The 15,230-nt window shown below is 54.9% G+C and carries 15 protein-coding genes; all 15 read left to right on the forward strand.

The genetic code is table 11. The annotated features are described in order from the left end of the window. Positions 1 to 4 precede the first annotated feature (4 nt). The 15 genes from NTD88_RS00785 (at position 5) to NTD88_RS00855 (ending at position 15,229) form a co-directional block, all read left to right on the forward strand. Positions 5 to 1,111 carry a Wzz/FepE/Etk N-terminal domain-containing protein gene (locus tag NTD88_RS00785; RefSeq protein ID WP_262155479.1) on the forward strand — a complete coding sequence of 369 codons (1,107 nt, stop codon included), beginning with the start codon at positions 5 to 7 and terminating at the stop codon, positions 1,109 to 1,111. A 134-nt stretch (positions 1,112 to 1,245) separates the two neighbouring features. Continuing rightward, positions 1,246 to 2,529, forward strand: a complete 1,284-nt coding sequence (locus NTD88_RS00790; RefSeq protein WP_262155478.1) for a Wzz/FepE/Etk N-terminal domain-containing protein — start codon at positions 1,246 to 1,248, stop codon at positions 2,527 to 2,529. Between the two features lie 227 nt (positions 2,530 to 2,756). Beyond that, positions 2,757 to 3,737: an NAD-dependent 4,6-dehydratase LegB gene (locus NTD88_RS00795; RefSeq protein ID WP_095155503.1), complete on the forward strand. Its 981-nt coding sequence runs from the start codon at positions 2,757 to 2,759 to the stop codon at positions 3,735 to 3,737. 9 nt (positions 3,738 to 3,746) lie between these two features. Next, the gene (locus NTD88_RS00800; protein WP_095155504.1) at positions 3,747 to 4,898 is read left to right on the forward strand and encodes a LegC family aminotransferase; all 1,152 of its coding nucleotides are present in this window, start codon (positions 3,747 to 3,749) and stop codon (positions 4,896 to 4,898) included. After that, the gene (gene neuC, locus NTD88_RS00805) at positions 4,895 to 6,049 is read left to right on the forward strand and encodes a UDP-N-acetylglucosamine 2-epimerase (RefSeq protein WP_095155505.1); all 1,155 of its coding nucleotides are present in this window, start codon (positions 4,895 to 4,897) and stop codon (positions 6,047 to 6,049) included. The genes NTD88_RS00800 and neuC overlap by 4 nt, the downstream gene beginning before the upstream one ends. Before the next feature lie 3 nt (positions 6,050 to 6,052). Then, positions 6,053 to 7,138 (forward strand): N-acetylneuraminate synthase, encoded by a 1,086-nt coding sequence (neuB, locus tag NTD88_RS00810; RefSeq protein ID WP_262155476.1) that lies wholly within the window; start codon positions 6,053 to 6,055, stop codon positions 7,136 to 7,138. Further along, complete coding sequence (locus NTD88_RS00815; protein WP_262155475.1) at positions 7,135 to 7,803, forward strand: acetyltransferase; 669 nt, start codon at positions 7,135 to 7,137, stop codon at positions 7,801 to 7,803. Before neuB ends, NTD88_RS00815 begins: the two co-directional genes overlap by 4 nt. 19 nt (positions 7,804 to 7,822) lie before the next feature. Next, a complete protein-coding gene (locus tag NTD88_RS00820; protein ID WP_095155508.1) occupies positions 7,823 to 8,869 on the forward strand; it encodes a nucleotidyltransferase family protein in 1,047 nt (348 codons plus the stop codon). Then, the gene (locus NTD88_RS00825; RefSeq protein WP_262155474.1) at positions 8,866 to 9,882 is read left to right on the forward strand and encodes a Gfo/Idh/MocA family protein; all 1,017 of its coding nucleotides are present in this window, start codon (positions 8,866 to 8,868) and stop codon (positions 9,880 to 9,882) included. Before NTD88_RS00820 ends, NTD88_RS00825 begins: the two co-directional genes overlap by 4 nt. Then, positions 9,879 to 10,580 (forward strand): cytidylyltransferase domain-containing protein, encoded by a 702-nt coding sequence (locus tag NTD88_RS00830; protein ID WP_095155510.1) that lies wholly within the window; start codon positions 9,879 to 9,881, stop codon positions 10,578 to 10,580. The genes NTD88_RS00825 and NTD88_RS00830 overlap by 4 nt, the downstream gene beginning before the upstream one ends. Next, entirely contained in the window at positions 10,567 to 11,328 is a 762-nt protein-coding gene (locus tag NTD88_RS00835; RefSeq protein ID WP_262155473.1) for an oxidoreductase, read from the forward strand. Before NTD88_RS00830 ends, NTD88_RS00835 begins: the two co-directional genes overlap by 14 nt. Positions 11,329 to 11,356: 28 nt before the next feature. Further along, positions 11,357 to 12,334 carry a Gfo/Idh/MocA family oxidoreductase gene (locus tag NTD88_RS00840; protein WP_262155472.1) on the forward strand — a complete coding sequence of 326 codons (978 nt, stop codon included), beginning with the start codon at positions 11,357 to 11,359 and terminating at the stop codon, positions 12,332 to 12,334. A 17-nt stretch (positions 12,335 to 12,351) separates the two neighbouring features. Continuing rightward, positions 12,352 to 13,290 carry a Gfo/Idh/MocA family oxidoreductase gene (locus tag NTD88_RS00845; protein ID WP_262155471.1) on the forward strand — a complete coding sequence of 313 codons (939 nt, stop codon included), beginning with the start codon at positions 12,352 to 12,354 and terminating at the stop codon, positions 13,288 to 13,290. 48 nt (positions 13,291 to 13,338) lie between these two features. Beyond that, the gene (locus NTD88_RS00850) at positions 13,339 to 14,574 is read left to right on the forward strand and encodes a hypothetical protein (protein ID WP_262155469.1); all 1,236 of its coding nucleotides are present in this window, start codon (positions 13,339 to 13,341) and stop codon (positions 14,572 to 14,574) included. Beyond that, a complete protein-coding gene (locus tag NTD88_RS00855) occupies positions 14,549 to 15,229 on the forward strand; it encodes a hypothetical protein (protein WP_262155468.1) in 681 nt (226 codons plus the stop codon). The genes NTD88_RS00850 and NTD88_RS00855 overlap by 26 nt, the downstream gene beginning before the upstream one ends. The last annotated feature ends 1 nt before the right edge of the window (position 15,230 follow it).

Below are 15,230 nucleotides of genomic sequence, written 5' to 3' on the forward strand. Positions count from 1 at the left end.
GTAAATGCGCAATGACCGTGAGTGTCGTGATAAAGATCATGAAATTGATTTGCTGGCTATGCTTGAATTGCTGTGGAGGCAACGGGCTGTTGTGTTTGTAATAGTATTTTTAGCTGTGGCTCTCTCTTTGTTTTATATTGTTGTTAGAGTGCCTGTGTATGAAGCAAAAGCCATTGTCGAGGCGCCCGCTCAAGAGAATATTTCCCAGCTTAACTATGGGCGGGGAGGGGAGTCGGGGTTGCCCCTTCTGACGACTGGTGATGTTTATGAAATCTATGTTCATCACCTGTTGTCCGAGTCGCAGCGTCGGAAATTCTTTGAGTCAGTATACCTGCCGCAATTGTCCGAGGTGCAACGCAGGGGGGCTGTGGAGGATCTTTATAGAGGCTTTGCGCGGCTACTACAGGTCGTTCAGCTAAGTAAGTCGCCTGCCCGTTATTCTGTGTCGGTGAAACTGCCCGATCCTGAGCAGGCCGCTTTGTGGGTCAAGCAATACATCGAAATGGCGGAAGTCGCTGCCAAGGCTGAGGTTTTGGAGAACGTCAGAAGTGATGCGTCCACCAGGGCAGAAAATCTGCGGCGGGAGATCACTGCGGAGCGCGAGACAGCCAAGAGGAAGCGTGAAGATCGTGAGGCTCGTTTGCGTGAGGCGCTTGCGGTAGCTAGGTCGATAGGTCTGCATAGGCCTCTGGCTCTTTCCGGGGAGGTGGCGGCGGAACTATCACCGGGGCGGGTAGGAGTTTTGAGTTACATGCGGGGTAGTGATGCGCTGGGGGCGGAGATTGAAAGTCTTGAGGCGAGGGCCTCTGATGATCCGTTCATTGACGGTTTGCGTGAGCGCCAAGTGGAGCTTGAGTTTTACAGTGCGCTGAAAATCTTACCGTCGACCATTGCTGTTTATCGTCAGGATGGTGCTATTGGGGTTCCTGATCGGTCCATTTTGCCTAGCGGCGTCCTTGTAGTTGTCGTGGGGAGCTTGCTAGGCGTGGTGGTGGGCGTGGCGTCTGTTTTGATGTGGTACCTGATAAGTGTTGCTTTCTTGTCACCAGATAATGGAAATCATGGAAAGAGGCGTCGGCACGGCGGGGGTGACTCGGGACAAGTCTTGTAATCGATCAGAACGCTGGTAGACTCCCTGCTTTTGAAATGATGCTGGTTTGGCAGAAAATCTTCTGGCCTGCTGGTGTCTTTCCGGTGATGGTTTCGTCTCCGGAGCGCTGAGATTTCTACCAAGGCAGGTTTATTGTGACTAGTGCAGCCAACTTCCCACCTTCCACGCGTGTCGAGTTTGACTTGTTTACGATATCTCAAGTCGTATGGCGGCAAAAAGGATTGATCGGTGCGGCTGCTGCCTTGGTAGGCCTGCTTTTCGCTATTTACGCATTTTTTATTGCGACGCCCGTGTATCAGGTCACAAGCGTTCTGCGCCCGGTCGCATTGAACGACATGGATGCGTTGAATCGTTCCGCTCTCTATTCGCTGTCTCCTGAGGCCGCTTTGTTGAGAGTGGGGACTGCCCTGGACTCTTACGAGGCTCGGCTCAATTATTTTCGAGCGAACGAGGCATTGTTCAAGCCATATCTGCGCGCGGGCATGAGCGTGGAACAAGCGTTTGAAGAGTTCAACCGCAGTTCGCTCAAGGTCACCATGCCAGCCCCTGATTCCGGGGTGGCCGGAATGCGTGTCACCATCGACATGTCCTACCCAGCTGGAGTGGATGGCGTGGCTATCCTCAATGGTTTCGTGTCTTTTGCGATTGCAGCAGAGCGCAACCTGGTTCAGGCTGATTTCGATGTGATTCTCAAGAATCGACTTAACGAAGTCGCTGCTCAGATCGATGCGCAAAGGGCTGTCTATGACGGAGACAAGAAGTCGCAAATCGCCAGGTTGCTTGAGCAGCACAACCTCAAGCGCTCCCTTCTGGAAGACGAACTCAATGCTCTTCGCCAGCAGTTGAAGGTTCAGCGATCCAATCGCATCAGTGAGCTATCCGAAGCGATCTCCATCGCTCGCTCCCTGGGTATCAAGCGGCCCACTACGCCCTCGATGCTCGGAGACTCTGCTCAATCTTCATCCGGAAGTGTGGTGCGTACCGAAGTCAGCAATCAGACTATTCCATTGTATTTCATGGGTAGTGATGCGTTGGAGGCAGAACGCGCCGTTTTGCAGAAGCGCACTTCTGATGATTTCTCCACGAATCGTGTTGCTGAGATTCAGAAAGAATTGCAGCTTCTTCAGGCCAATCGTCAAGTCGAAATCCTCAAGCGTCGGCAGAATGATGAGCTTTTCCTGCTGGGTATCGAGCCTATGGAGAAAGAAATGGTTCGCCTGAAAGGCCTGAACACCGATATGCAGGAACTGAAAATGGTTCTTGTCGATCGCTCCGCTCTGCAGTCTCCGGCGCCGATCAAGCCTATGAAATCACTTCTCGTTGTCCTGGGGGCTCTTCTGGGTGCTCTGTTGGGAGCGGTGTTCGTGGTTTTGGCGCGATATATGACCCTGCGTCGTAGCGCCATGGCTATTCATTGATAGCTACGATCCAAATGACCGTTGGTCGTTTTAAAGTCTTATAAAATTGTATTCTGATCACCATTCCTTGCTTTAGTCTGGCGGGGATGGTGTTGGCGTTTCAAAAAATATAGATTGGCGGGAATGGCGAATGCCGCTCTTTGAAGTGGTATTTCTGTATGAGGTCGTAATTATTTAGTGGGCATTCGTTGATTGTCTGCCTACAGATGGGATGAAGGTGCTACGTAATGAAAAAAATTTTGGTAACTGGCGCTGACGGGTTCATTGGTTCGCACCTGACAGAATTGCTTGTCCGTGAAGGTTATGAAGTCAAGGCGCTGTCCCAGTATAATTCTTTCAACTACTGGGGATGGCTTGAGGATATCTCTTGCCTCAAAGACATTGAGGTGTTGAATGGCGATGTTCGTGACCCGCATTACTGCAAGCATATTACCAAGGGCGTGGATGCCGTTTTTCACCTCGCGGCGCTGATTGCTATTCCTTATTCCTATGTTGCTCCTGACAGTTACGTCGATACCAATGTCAAAGGTACGCTGAATATTTGTCAGGCAGCTCTGGATAACGGTGTCCAGCGCGTTATTCATACCTCGACAAGCGAAGTGTATGGCACCGCGCAGTATGTACCGATTGATGAGAAGCACCCACTGCAGGCACAGTCGCCTTATAGCGCTTCGAAAATCGGTGCTGACGCCATGGCAATGAGCTTCTACAACGCCTTCGACTTGCCTCTGACCATCGCTCGTCCATTCAACACGTATGGTCCACGCCAGTCCGCGCGTGCGGTCATCCCAACGATCATTACCCAGATCGCCAGCGGCAAGAAGCAGATCAAGCTGGGCGACGTTTCGCCTACTCGCGATTTCAATTATGTGGCTGATACATGCCGAGGCTTCTTGGAGCTTGCTCGTTGTGAGAAGGCCATTGGCGAAACCGTGAATATCGGCTCCAACTACGAGATTTCCGTTGGTGATACTCTCGAGTTGATTCGTGAGCTGATGGGAAGCGACGTCGAATTTCTCACTGATGATCAGCGCTTGCGCCCCGAGAAGTCGGAAGTCTTCCGTCTGTGGTGCGACAACGCCAAGATCAATGGTCTGACCGGGTTCAAACCTGAATACTCGATTCGCCAAGGGTTGCAGGAAACGATCAACTGGTTCTCCCGCGCAGAAAATCTGGCCAAATACAAAGCCGACCTCTACAACGTCTGAGTGCCTGCCATGTTCAAAGCGCTAATCGGTTTCATTCGCGAGCAGTACCGTACAGACGAGTTCATCCCGTTGCACGCACCCGTGTTCCAAGGGAATGAAAAACAGTATGTACTTGAAACGGTCGATTCGACTTTCGTTTCCAGTGTTGGGGCGTTCGTGGACCGCTTTGAAAGTGACATGGCGGCCTATACCGGATCACCGCGAGCGGTGGCGACGGTGAACGGAACGGCGGCGTTACACGTTGCGTTGCTGCTGGCCGGGGTAAAGCCCGGTGACCTGGTTCTGACTCAGCCGCTGACATTTGTCGCAACTTGCAATGCGATCGCCTATTGCGGTGCCGAGCCAGTGTTCATTGATGTGGACCGGCACACCATGGGTCTTTCCCCAAGCGCTTTAGAGGTGTGGCTGGAAGATAACGCTGTTTTGGGCAGTGATGGTCTTTGCCGGACGAAAGAAGATGGGCGAGTCCTGAGGGCCTGTCTGCCTATGCACACTTTCGGCCATCCAGTGGATATCGATGGTCTGCTCAGCGTTTGTGCCCGCTGGAGCCTGGCTATCGTGGAGGACGCGGCAGAGTCTCTAGGCAGTCTTTACCACGGGCGCCATACCGGTACTTTCGGTTGTGTCGGGACATTGAGCTTCAACGGTAACAAGATCATCACAACGGGTGGGGGGGGCATGATCCTCGCGGGAGATGCCTTGGGGGCACGCGCCAAGCACATCACCACCACCGCCAAGCAGGCTCATCCCTATGAGTACGTTCATGACGAAGTCGGTTACAACTACCGCCTTCCCAATCTGAATGCTGCCTTAGGTTGTGCGCAGTTGGAGCGCCTGGAGGATTTCATCACCAGTAAACGTGAACTGGCTGCGAACTACGAGCAGTTCTTCGAGGGGCAGTCTCTGCAGTTTTTCCGCGAGCCTGAGGGTTGCCGTTCCAATTACTGGCTGAACGCAGTGGTTTGTGAGGATCTGGCACAACGCGATGCACTGTTGCAGGAGAGTAATCAGGCAGGGGTGATGACCCGTCCAATCTGGAAGCTGATGACCCATCTACCTGCGTTTTCCCGTTCATTGCGTGGCAATCTTGAAAATGCCCTCTGGCTGGAAGATCGTGTGGTCAACCTGCCCAGCAGCATTCGTCCGGGGTCGGTGGATTGAAGCGCAAGGTCGCTGTCTTCACTGGTACCCGGGCTGAGTATGGTTTGCTGTACTGGTTGATGAAGGATATCCAGGCCAGCCAGGTGTTGGAGTTGCAGGTCATCGTCAGTGGCATGCACCTTTCGCCGGAGTTCGGCGAAACCTGGAAAGTCATAGACAGTGATGGCTTTGGCATCGATGCCAAAGTCGAAATGCTTCTGTCTTCCGACAGTGATGTTGGTGTGGTGAAGTCCATGGGGTTGGGTATTCTCGGTTTCGCCGATGCGCTTGATCGTTTGCGCCCTGACGTTCTGGTGGTTTTGGGGGATCGCTTCGAAGCATTGGCGATTGTCCAGTCGGCTTTGGTCATGAAGATTCCCGTGGCCCACCTGCATGGCGGGGAAATCACCGAAGGCGCTTATGACGATGCAATTCGTCATGCCATAACCAAAATGTCGTATCTGCATTTTGTCGCCGCCGATGCCTACCGTCAGAGGGTCATCCAGATGGGTGAATCTCCAGAGCGCGTATTCAATGTTGGCGCTGTTGGTCTGGATCATCTGCTGCGCAGCGAGCGCATGAGTCGTGCCGAGTTGTCCGAAAGTCTGGACTTCGTTCTCGACTCGCCTTTTCTCCTTGTTACCTATCACCCGGTAACCCTCGCTGAGGAAGATCCTGTGGCGAGTTTCGAGGCGTTGCTGTGTGCCCTGGATCGTTTCCCGGAGTACAAGGTAATCATCACGTATCCGAATGCCGACAATGGCGGGCGTGCCATTATTCCTCTGCTTGAAGCCTATGCCCAGCAGACGCCTGAAAGGGTTAAGGCGATTCCTTCTCTTGGGTTCAAGCGCTATTTGTCTGCGGTGGCTTTGGCCGACGCTGTGGTTGGAAACTCCTCAAGCGGGATCATCGAAGTGCCGGCGTTCGCTGTGCCTACGGTGAATATCGGCGCAAGACAGGACGGGCGTCTGGCGGCGGAATCAATCTTGCACTGCAAGGCGCAGGCAGATGCTATCGAGGGCACGTTGCGCGAGGCGCTCTCCGAAGAGTTTGCCGAGGTTTGCAAAAGAGCGGTAAACCCGTACGGCGCGGGCAACGCTTCGCACAGTATCGCAAGCGTCCTTGAACGCTTCGATATGAATCCTAACAAGTCTTTTCAAGATCTGGTCTAAGCCATGAAGTTATCCGATGCAAGCGCGGTGTATATCATTGCAGAGGCAGGTGTTAACCATAACGGTGAGCGCGACCTCGCTTATGCCCTTGTCGATGCCGCAGCCGATGCCGGCGTTGATGCCGTCAAGTTTCAGACTTTTGATGCTGAGCGACTGGCGTCCAAGGCTGCGCCCAAGGCGAGCTATCAGAAACAGAGCACCGATGCATCGGAAAGCCAATTGGCGATGCTCAAGAAGCTGGAGTTGCCCAAGGCGTGGCATTTCGAGCTTCAGGCGTATGCCCGTAGCAAGGGTATCGAGTTCCTTTCCACTGCGTTCGACAGTGGCAGCCTGCAGTTTCTATGCGAGATGGATCTGCCGTTTTTCAAGATTCCGTCTGGAGAGCTGACGAACGGGCCGTTGCTTTGGCAATTTGCTCACACTGGCAAGCCGCTGGTTCTTTCCACTGGCATGGCCACCATGAGTGAAGTGGAGCAGGGCCTGGCCATCATCGCCCATGCCCTGGCCTCGACAGCCGAGCCCGGAAACATGGATGAGGTCTGGAAGTGCTGGAGCGACCCGGTGAGCCGGCAACGTCTGCAGGGGCACGTGACTTTGTTGCACTGCACCTCTCAGTACCCGACACCGGCCCATGAGGTCAATCTGCTGGCGATGGACACCCTGAGGGCGTTCGGGCTACCTGTTGGTTATTCCGATCATACCGAGGGCTGTCTCATCCCCGTCGCTGCAGTTGCCCGTGGCGCTAGCGTGATTGAAAAACACTTCACGTTGGATCGTTCGATGCCGGGGCCGGACCACAAGGCATCGCTCGAGCCGGACGAACTCAAGTCGATGGTTAGCCAGATCCGGGCTCTACAGCTTGCGCTCGGAGATCCGTGCAAAGTACCGCAACCCAGCGAATGGGATACCCGCAAGGCCGCGCGCCAGCAGGTAGTCGCAGCACGTGACATTGCTGCCGGTGCGATCATTGCCCGGGATGACCTGACTACCGCGCGCAGCGGTTCTGGATTGCCTCCGACAGCCTTGTGGGAGCTGGTAGGCAGCACAAGTCGCCGCGCCTTTGGGGTGGGTGAGATCATCGAGAAATGAACCAGTCCGATGTGCGTCCTTTGCCATTGATCCTGATGGGTGCGGGTGGTCACGCTAAAGTGTTACTTTCCTTGGCCAGGGCGTGTGGTTACGACGTTGTCGGGGTATGTGATCCCGGCTTGGTCAGGCAGGGCATCAGCCATTGGCGAGGTATTGCGGTGCTGGGCGCTGACGATGTGCTGGATCAATACGCTCCCAGTGACATCGAGCTCATAAACGGGATCGGTCAGGTTGTCGGCGGAAACTTGCGTCGTGTAGTGCATGAGAGCGCAAGTGCCAAGGGGTTTCGCTTCCCTCCCTTGGTGCACCCGGCTGCCTGGCTCGATGATACGGTCGTTCTGGAGGAGGGTGTCCAGGTGATGGCGGGTGCGATCTTGCAAGCGGATGTACGCATTGGCTGTGCGAGTATCGTCAATACCAGCGCCAGCATCGACCATGACTCCCGTGTAGCTGCCCACGTGCATGTTGCCCCGGGCGTAACCCTGTGCGGCGGCGTGACCGTTGCCGAAGGCGCATTTATAGGAAGTGGTTCCACTGTAATCCAAGGCGTCGTGATTGGAGAGGACGCCTTGGTGGGGGCTGGTACCGTTGTCGTGCGCGACGTGCCCGCCCGAGGCGTTCTGATCGGTCCGTCGGCCCGGACAAGGTCTGTGCCGGACTCGTGAATATTAGAGAAGGTATGCAATGAAGCAGTGGGAACTAACACTCGTCGATCCTGAGTGCTCTATGGAAAAAGCCATTGCGACGCTGGATAAGGTCGCGGTGAGAATCGTCATGATTGTGGATCATGAACGGCGACTGCTGGGAACCCTGACGGATGGCGACGTCCGCCGTGCTTTGTTGAAGCAGCGGCCCTTGACCACGCCGGTCAGCGAGGTCATGTGTTCTACTCCAAGGACCGCTGAGCGGGATTGGAGCAAAGAACGCATTCTGGCGGTGATGGAGCGCTACCAGTTGCTGCAGTTGCCGGTGCTGGACGCCAATGGTGTGGTGATCGGCCTGGAAACCTTGCACGACCTGCTCAATAAACCGCGCAGAAACAATCCGGTCTTCCTGATGGCAGGCGGGTTCGGTACGCGTTTGCGCCCGCTGACCCACAATTGCCCGAAGCCGCTGCTGAAGGTAGGCGACAAGCCCATTCTGGAACTGATTCTGGAACGCTTCATCAACTCTGGTTTCCACCGCTTCTTCATTTCCACTCATTACATGCCGGAAATGATCCGCGAACACTTCGGTGATGGCAGTCGTTGGGGGGTGAGCATTCGTTATATCCACGAAGAGTCGCCACTGGGTACCGGTGGAGCGCTAGGACTGTTGCCTCATGATGAAATCGATCTGCCGATGTTCATGATGAATGGCGACTTGCTGACCACGCTGGATTTCGAAAACGTACTGGATTTTCATCAGGCCCATAGCGGTTCCGCCACGATGTGTGTGCGTGAGTACGAATACTGCGTGCCTTATGGCGTTATCCAGAGTGACGGACACCGAATTCGCTCCATGGTGGAAAAACCGGTGCAGCGCTTCTTCATCAACGCCGGTATCTACCTGCTTTCGCCCGAGCTGGTGAAGAGCGTATCGGCAGGTACCCGTGTCGACATGCCAACCTTGCTGGAACATGAAATTTCTGCCGGCCGCGACGTCAATATGTTCCCGATACATGAGTATTGGCTGGACATCGGGCGGATGGAGGACTTTCAACGAGCCCAGCACGAGTTCGGCGGCCTATGAGTCAGTTCTCCCGTTTTCTTGTCATTGGTAGTGGCAGCATCGCCAAACGTCATATCGCCAATCTGCGACAGTTGTTCGCGCCAGCCCAAGTCGCTTGCGTCTCCGCATCGGGCCGGGAATTGCAGGTCGAGGATGTGGGGGCGGATGTACTGCGTTTCGCTTCGATTCAGGAAGCCTTGGCGACTAAACCCGACTTCGCCGTCATTGCCTCTCCCGCTCCCTGGCACATCGAGCATGCTTCCTTGTTGGTGGCGCAGGGCATCCCTGTACTCATCGAAAAACCGATCGCCGACAGTCTCGAGCGTCTGAGTGGCTTGCGCGACCTCCTTATCGATCGAGAATCCATCATCGACGTCGCTTACAACCTTCGTTACATGGGGTCGGCCGTAGCTTTCAAGGCGCTTCTCGACGAAGGCCGGGTTGGTGCGGTTCGCAGTGTCAGCGTCGACGTTGGTCAGTACCTGCCCGATTGGCGTCCTGCCAGCGATTACCGCAAGAATGTTTCGGCCCGCCGGGCTCTGGGGGGAGGCGTTCTGCTCGAGCTCAGTCACGAGCTGGATTATATCGGCTGGTTGTTCGGTCGGTTCGAGACCGCCTATTGCGTGGCGCGCAATTCAGGAGCATTGGAAGTCGATGTTGAAGACACCGTGGATGCCCTGTTGGTGCGTAACGACGGGTTGGTCGCCAATGTGCACATGGATTTCCTGCAGCGTGCTCCGGTGCGGACCTGCAAAGTGGTCGGACAGTCCGGGACGCTGGTCTGGGACATCCTGAACAATCGTATTTCCCTGCATAGCGCAAAGGATCAGCAGAGCGTGCTGTTCGATGACCCCAGTTATGATCGGAACAACATGTACATGGATCAGTTGCGGCATTTCGCCAAGGTAGCAATGGGCGTTACGCGGCCTGCAGTGGGTATTGCCGATGCATTGGAAACGCTGCATCTCATTGAGGCCATGAAGCGTTCGGCCGCAGCCGGTCAGGTTGTCGCCATTGGAGGCATTCAAGCATGAGTGTTTACGCCTTTATCTTTGCTCGCGGCAATTCGAAAGGGCTGCCAGGCAAGAACATCAGACCCTTGGGGGGAATCCCGCTAATCGCGCACTCGATTCTGGTCGCGCAACAGGTTGAAGGGATCAGCAAGGTATTCGTATCAACAGACTCGTCTGCAATTGCCGAAGTGGCCCGTGCCTATTCCGCAGAAGTCATCGTTAGGCCGGAAGAACTGGCCACCGATACTGCAGCCGAATGGTTGGCCTGGCGACATGCAATCGGTTACCTCCAGGAGCGTGGCGAATCGTTCGACACTTTCATCAGCCTGCCTGCCACCAGTCCCCTGAGAAACAGTGAAGATGTCCGTAGTTGTCTGGCCAGCCTTGACCAGGATACGGACGTGGTGGTGACTGTTACGCCAGCATCGCGCAGCCCCTACTTCAATATGGTCGTCCGGGATGATGCGGGTAACAGCCAGTTGGTCTGCTCGGGGAATGCGGTGCACCGTCGTCAGGATGCGCCAGCAGTGTTCGACATGACTACCGTGGCGTACGTGACCCGTCCAGCGTTCGTATTGGAGCAGGAGCGGATCTTTTCCGGACGGGTTAAATCTGTAGTCGTGCCGCGGCAACGCGCTGTGGATATCGATGATATCTACGATTTCAAAATGGCCGAAATGTTATATGCGGATAGAGAGAAAGGGCATGCTGAAGGGTAAGAAAGTTCTTGTGGCTGGTGCGGGAGGCCTGCTCGGCAGTAAGCTCACGGCGGCCTTGCTTGGCGAAGGTGCGCGGGTTCTAGTGGCCGACATCAATCTCTCCTTGATGAACGAGCGTCTACTGCAACAAGGAATTGCCGAGAATCATCCAGACGTGATCCGCGTATCCCTGGACCTGAATGATACGGCGTCCGTCGATAACTTGTTTGCATCGCTGGACGATCTGGACGGTGCTGTGAACTGTACCTATCCACGCAACAAGCGATACGGTGCCAAGTTCGAGAACGTGACCCTTGCCGATTTCAACGAGAACGTTTCTCTGCATCTGGGGTCATCGTTCTTGTTCATGCAGCAGTGCGCGAAATATTTCGAGCGCAGCCGTCGGCCTTTCTCGCTGGTCAATATCTCGTCGATCTATGGCGTGGTTGCGCCAAAATTCGAAGTGTATGACGACACGCCAATGACGATGCCGGTGGAGTACGCCGCGATCAAGTCCGCGCTGATTCATCTCAGCAAATACCTGGCCAGTTATGTGGCCAGCAGTGACTTCCGCTCCAACTGCGTGAGTCCTGGCGGAATCTTCGATCATCAGCCCGAGCGTTTCCTCGCCGCCTACAAGCAGCACACACTGGGCAAGGGCATGCTGGATATCAAGGATGTCGTGGGATCCGTCATGTTCCTGCTTTCCGACCATGCCAGCTATGTCAATGGTCAGAACATCGTCGTCGATGATGGCTTTAGCTTGTAGTCTTCCTCCCGGATAAAAGTGATCAACCATGTTCAACATTCTTCTCGTAGGGGCTGGGCAGCTTGGCAGCCGCCATCTGCAGGCCTTGGCTCTCGCTGATTTCGCCGACATCACCATTCAGGTTGTAGATCCGTTCGCGGCGTCGCTGGAAAGGGCCAAGGAGCGCTGGGAGCAGGTCGAGCGTTCGTCTTCGATTCGCAGTATCGACTTTCTGACCGACATCGCTCAGGTCAAAGGCAGCATTGATTTCTGTGTGGTCGCCACCAACGCTGACTGCCGCCTGCAATTGCTGGAAGACATGCTTGCTCGCTTGACGGTCAGGAACCTACTGCTGGAAAAAGTACTGTTCCAGTCGGAGGCACAACTGAACGCTGCGGCACAGCTTTTTGACCATGTGGGGTGCAACGTCTGGGTCAACTGCCCGCGCCGCATGTTCTCGGGTTATGAAGTCCTGCGTGAGCGTCTGAGTGGGCAGCGGGCGTTCGACCTGCGCGTCGTTGGCGAGCAATGGGGACTGGCTTGCAACGCCATCCACTTCATCGATATCTGGGCATTTCTTTCCGGCGCGACCTCGTATGTCGCCGATGTTTCCGGACTGGATCCAGTGGTTGTCGAGAGCAAGCGTCCCGGCTACAAGGAACTTATTGGAACGCTTGCTGGCAATTGGCAGGACAGCCGTTTCTCCTTGACCTGTCATGCCGAGGTCGCTTCACAGCCATTGCGGATCGAGATCGAGACCGAAGACTATCGGGTGACGCTCAATGAGGGGGCTGGGTTGTGCGAACTTCAGGACAAGGCAAGCGGGGCTGTTGAAGCCTTGCCGTTTACTGTTCTGTACCAAAGCCAACTGACACACCGTGTCGCGGAGTCCATTTATCGTGGCAGTCCATGCCAACTGACCACCTTCGATGAATCGGCAGCTTTGCATGCGCCGTTCCTGCGAACGCTGCTGGCGTTCTTCAACACGCACGACGGCGGCGCTTACACGCTTTGCCCCATTACCTGATCAAGAACGGATAACCCATGATGCTATTAGTCGGTGCCGGCCCTATGGCCGTTCAATATGCCAACGTTCTGAAAGGCATGGAAAAGCCATTCCAGGTGGTTGGGCGCAGCGCGCAATCTGCCGAGACCTTTCACCAAACGGTAGGTGTGAAACCTGTACCGGGTGGTGTTGAAGCTTATTTCGATGGCGAACATCCCGCAGTTGAATTCGCCATTGTTGCGGTCAGCGTCGAGCAACTGGAATACACCAGCGCTTACTTGCTGGAGCAAGGCGTAAAGCAGTTGTTGATCGAGAAGCCAGGCGGCTTGACTCTTGAGTCTATCGAGCGTCTGACGCAGAAAGCAGACCACTACGGTGCGTCTGTGTACATCGCCTACAACCGTCGTTTCCTTGCCTCTGTCCTCAAGGCGCGTGAACTGATCGCTGAAGATGGTGGGGTCACCAGCTTCAACTTTGAAATCACCGAGTGGTCAGACACCATCAAGGCTATCCACAAGGCTGAGGGGGTCAAGGAAAACTGGTTCTTTGCAAACACGACCCACGTCACCGACCTGGCCTTCTACCTGGGCGGTCGCCCGAGCCAGTTGAGTACGTTCAACGCCGGTTCGCTGTCATGGCATGAGCGTGCGGCGCGTTTCGCCGGTGCCGGCGTAACCGCCGAGGGTGCGCTGTTTGCCTATACGGGCGACTGGGAGGCGCCTGGGCGCTGGGCAGTGGAAGTGTTGACGAAGAAGCGTCGATTCATTTTCAAACCGTTGGAGAAGCTTCAGGTGCAACTGATCAACAGTGTTGCCGTCTCTCCAGTGGAAATTGATGACAGTCTTGATGCCCGCTACAAACCGGGGCTTTACCTCCAGGTCGACAAGTTCCTGAACGGTGATCAAGACGGGCTCTGTTCTCTGGCGGAGCACCTTGAGAACAGTCGACTATATGCACGTATCGCTGGTTATGCGTGATTTTGTGCTGGTCCGTTCGGGAGTCGCCGCTCGATGAGGCGTGAGGGCATGGTTGGTGCGATTAAATACGTGTTGGCAACCTACAGCGAGTTTTCGCTGGTCGCGTTGTTGACGCTCTACTTCACCAATATGGCGAGTCAACAGGCTCTCGCGGATTCCAGCATTGCATTCATCGTGATCTCCTATAGCACGTTTCTTGCGCTGGGTTTTCACAATGGTGCGATCCGCGATGGAGCCATCAGCGGTTCGGTGGAAGAGAAACAGCGCATTTTACGATTGGAAATCCAGTTCTCGGCATTCATCGCCGTGCTGCTGGTGCTCGCAGCCGCAGTTTGTCATGAGCGCTTTTTCCTCATGGCGGGATTGTTCATCGGTGGAATCAACCATCTGAAGACGGCCTGCCAGACGGTGTTCCGTCTCCTGGGCATGGACCTTCACCTGAATGTGCTGAACGTTTCCTGGGCGAGCGCATTCTTCGTCAGCTTCGGCCTGGCATTTCTGTTGTTTTCCGACAGTACGCTGGAGCACAGATTCTTCGGTGCTTGGGCTTTCGCGGCCTTTGCGGTGGTCGTTGCGTTCTTTGTCTATTGCCGAGGCAAACTGGGAGCTTCCATCAGCGACCGTTCTGAAAACCTCAGGTTGTTCTGGAAGATTCTCAGTGCCTCCCGGTACATGTTTCTGATGGCGAGTGGCCTGGTCGTGGTGCTTACGCTGGATCGCGTGGTTCTCAATACGTTGGGGGCTGCCGAGAAAGTCAGGGCCGACTTCCAGTATGTCGATGTACTCACCAATATCTATTTCCTGGGGATGACTTCGGTACTTTATTATTTCACGCCCGGGTTGTTAAAGCGGTTCAGTGGCGATGACGCGGAGCACGGTGTCTTCAAGGTCATGATGATCAAGTGTGGGGCTTGGCTGTCTGCGGTCGTGTCGTTCTTCGTCGTTGCGATCAGCTTATTCTTGCTGGTCATCGGTCGTTTTGAATGGCCGCTTTTCGAGATTTTGATATCGATGCTGTTGCTCAAAACGATGCTCATTTGTCTGGGATTCGTTTGCAATTTTTATCTCGCCCAACGCCTCGAGCGGGTGTTGGCGGTCGCTTACTTGAGTTTGATGGTCGTCGGTCTTGGGCTGTCGTTCACCTTCGGTTATTTGTACACGGGAACGCCGCACATCGTTTTTCTGCCGTTGCTCAATGCGTTGCTGGTTGGGGCATTGGTGTTGATTCTTTTCAAAAAAATCCGTACTCAAGGCGATCATGAACAAAGTACTTGTATTAACTGACTCCCTTGGGTTGCCCCGAGTAAGTCCGGCGCTCATCACTGATGACGAGTGCTGGACTTACCGCCTTGCCGATGACTGCGCGGGGCGTTTCAGGATGCGGACCGTGAGTGTTCCGGGCATGGACAGCAGCCAGTTGTTGTCCTTGTCCCGTGACTACTATGCTGCGTTGAAGCCCGATATCGTCGTGGTGCAGGTAGGGATCGTCGATTGCTATCCGCGAGCCATCAAAAAGGCGGAGCTTTCCATTCTTTTGCGCTTGCCCACGTTTATCAGTCGCCCTGTCCATCGTCTGGTCAAGCGTTTTTACGCCCGTTTGATTGTTTCCCGTAGCATCCGCTACGTGCCTCCCGCTTCCTTCCGGGCAAATCTGTTGGCGTTGTCGGAGGTTTTCGCCGGAGCGAAGATACTGATCGTTCCGATTGCGCCGCCCTCTTTGGCTTATCAGGCCCGCAATCCACTGATCGCACAATCGGTGGAGGAATATAACGAGCTGCTGAAGGAGCAGTTCCCAGCCGGCTTCATGAACAAGTGTTATCCAGCGGGTGTCGTTGGAGAGATATTTCTGAGCGATAACCATCATCTGAATGACGCGGGCAATGGTTTGGTTTTTGAATCCGTGAAGACGGCACTCGACGCCCTTGAAGCCAAGAGCTAGG

The organism is Pseudomonas sp. 20P_3.2_Bac5, assembly GCF_025466035.1.
Lineage (GTDB): Bacteria > Pseudomonadota > Gammaproteobacteria > Pseudomonadales > Pseudomonadaceae > Aquipseudomonas.

Excerpts from the sequence above, each read along its gene's own strand:
- NTD88_RS00825 (WP_262155474.1), top strand. The coding sequence starts at position 8,866 with ATGAGTCAGTTCTCCCGTTTTCTTGTCATTGGTAGTGGCAGCATCGCC.
- NTD88_RS00785 (WP_262155479.1), top strand. The coding sequence starts at position 5 with ATGCGCAATGACCGTGAGTGTCGTGATAAAGATCATGAAATTGATTTG.
- NTD88_RS00815 (WP_262155475.1), top strand. The coding sequence starts at position 7,135 with ATGAACCAGTCCGATGTGCGTCCTTTGCCATTGATCCTGATGGGTGCG.
- NTD88_RS00820 (WP_095155508.1), top strand. The coding sequence starts at position 7,823 with ATGAAGCAGTGGGAACTAACACTCGTCGATCCTGAGTGCTCTATGGAA.
- NTD88_RS00850 (WP_262155469.1), top strand. The coding sequence starts at position 13,339 with ATGGTTGGTGCGATTAAATACGTGTTGGCAACCTACAGCGAGTTTTCG.
- NTD88_RS00840 (WP_262155472.1), top strand. The coding sequence starts at position 11,357 with ATGTTCAACATTCTTCTCGTAGGGGCTGGGCAGCTTGGCAGCCGCCAT.
- neuB (WP_262155476.1), top strand. The coding sequence starts at position 6,053 with ATGAAGTTATCCGATGCAAGCGCGGTGTATATCATTGCAGAGGCAGGT.
- NTD88_RS00830 (WP_095155510.1), top strand. The coding sequence starts at position 9,879 with ATGAGTGTTTACGCCTTTATCTTTGCTCGCGGCAATTCGAAAGGGCTG.
- NTD88_RS00835 (WP_262155473.1), top strand. The coding sequence starts at position 10,567 with ATGCTGAAGGGTAAGAAAGTTCTTGTGGCTGGTGCGGGAGGCCTGCTC.
- NTD88_RS00800 (WP_095155504.1), top strand. The coding sequence starts at position 3,747 with ATGTTCAAAGCGCTAATCGGTTTCATTCGCGAGCAGTACCGTACAGAC.
- NTD88_RS00845 (WP_262155471.1), top strand. The coding sequence starts at position 12,352 with ATGATGCTATTAGTCGGTGCCGGCCCTATGGCCGTTCAATATGCCAAC.
- NTD88_RS00795 (WP_095155503.1), top strand. The coding sequence starts at position 2,757 with ATGAAAAAAATTTTGGTAACTGGCGCTGACGGGTTCATTGGTTCGCAC.
- NTD88_RS00855 (WP_262155468.1), top strand. The coding sequence starts at position 14,549 with ATGAACAAAGTACTTGTATTAACTGACTCCCTTGGGTTGCCCCGAGTA.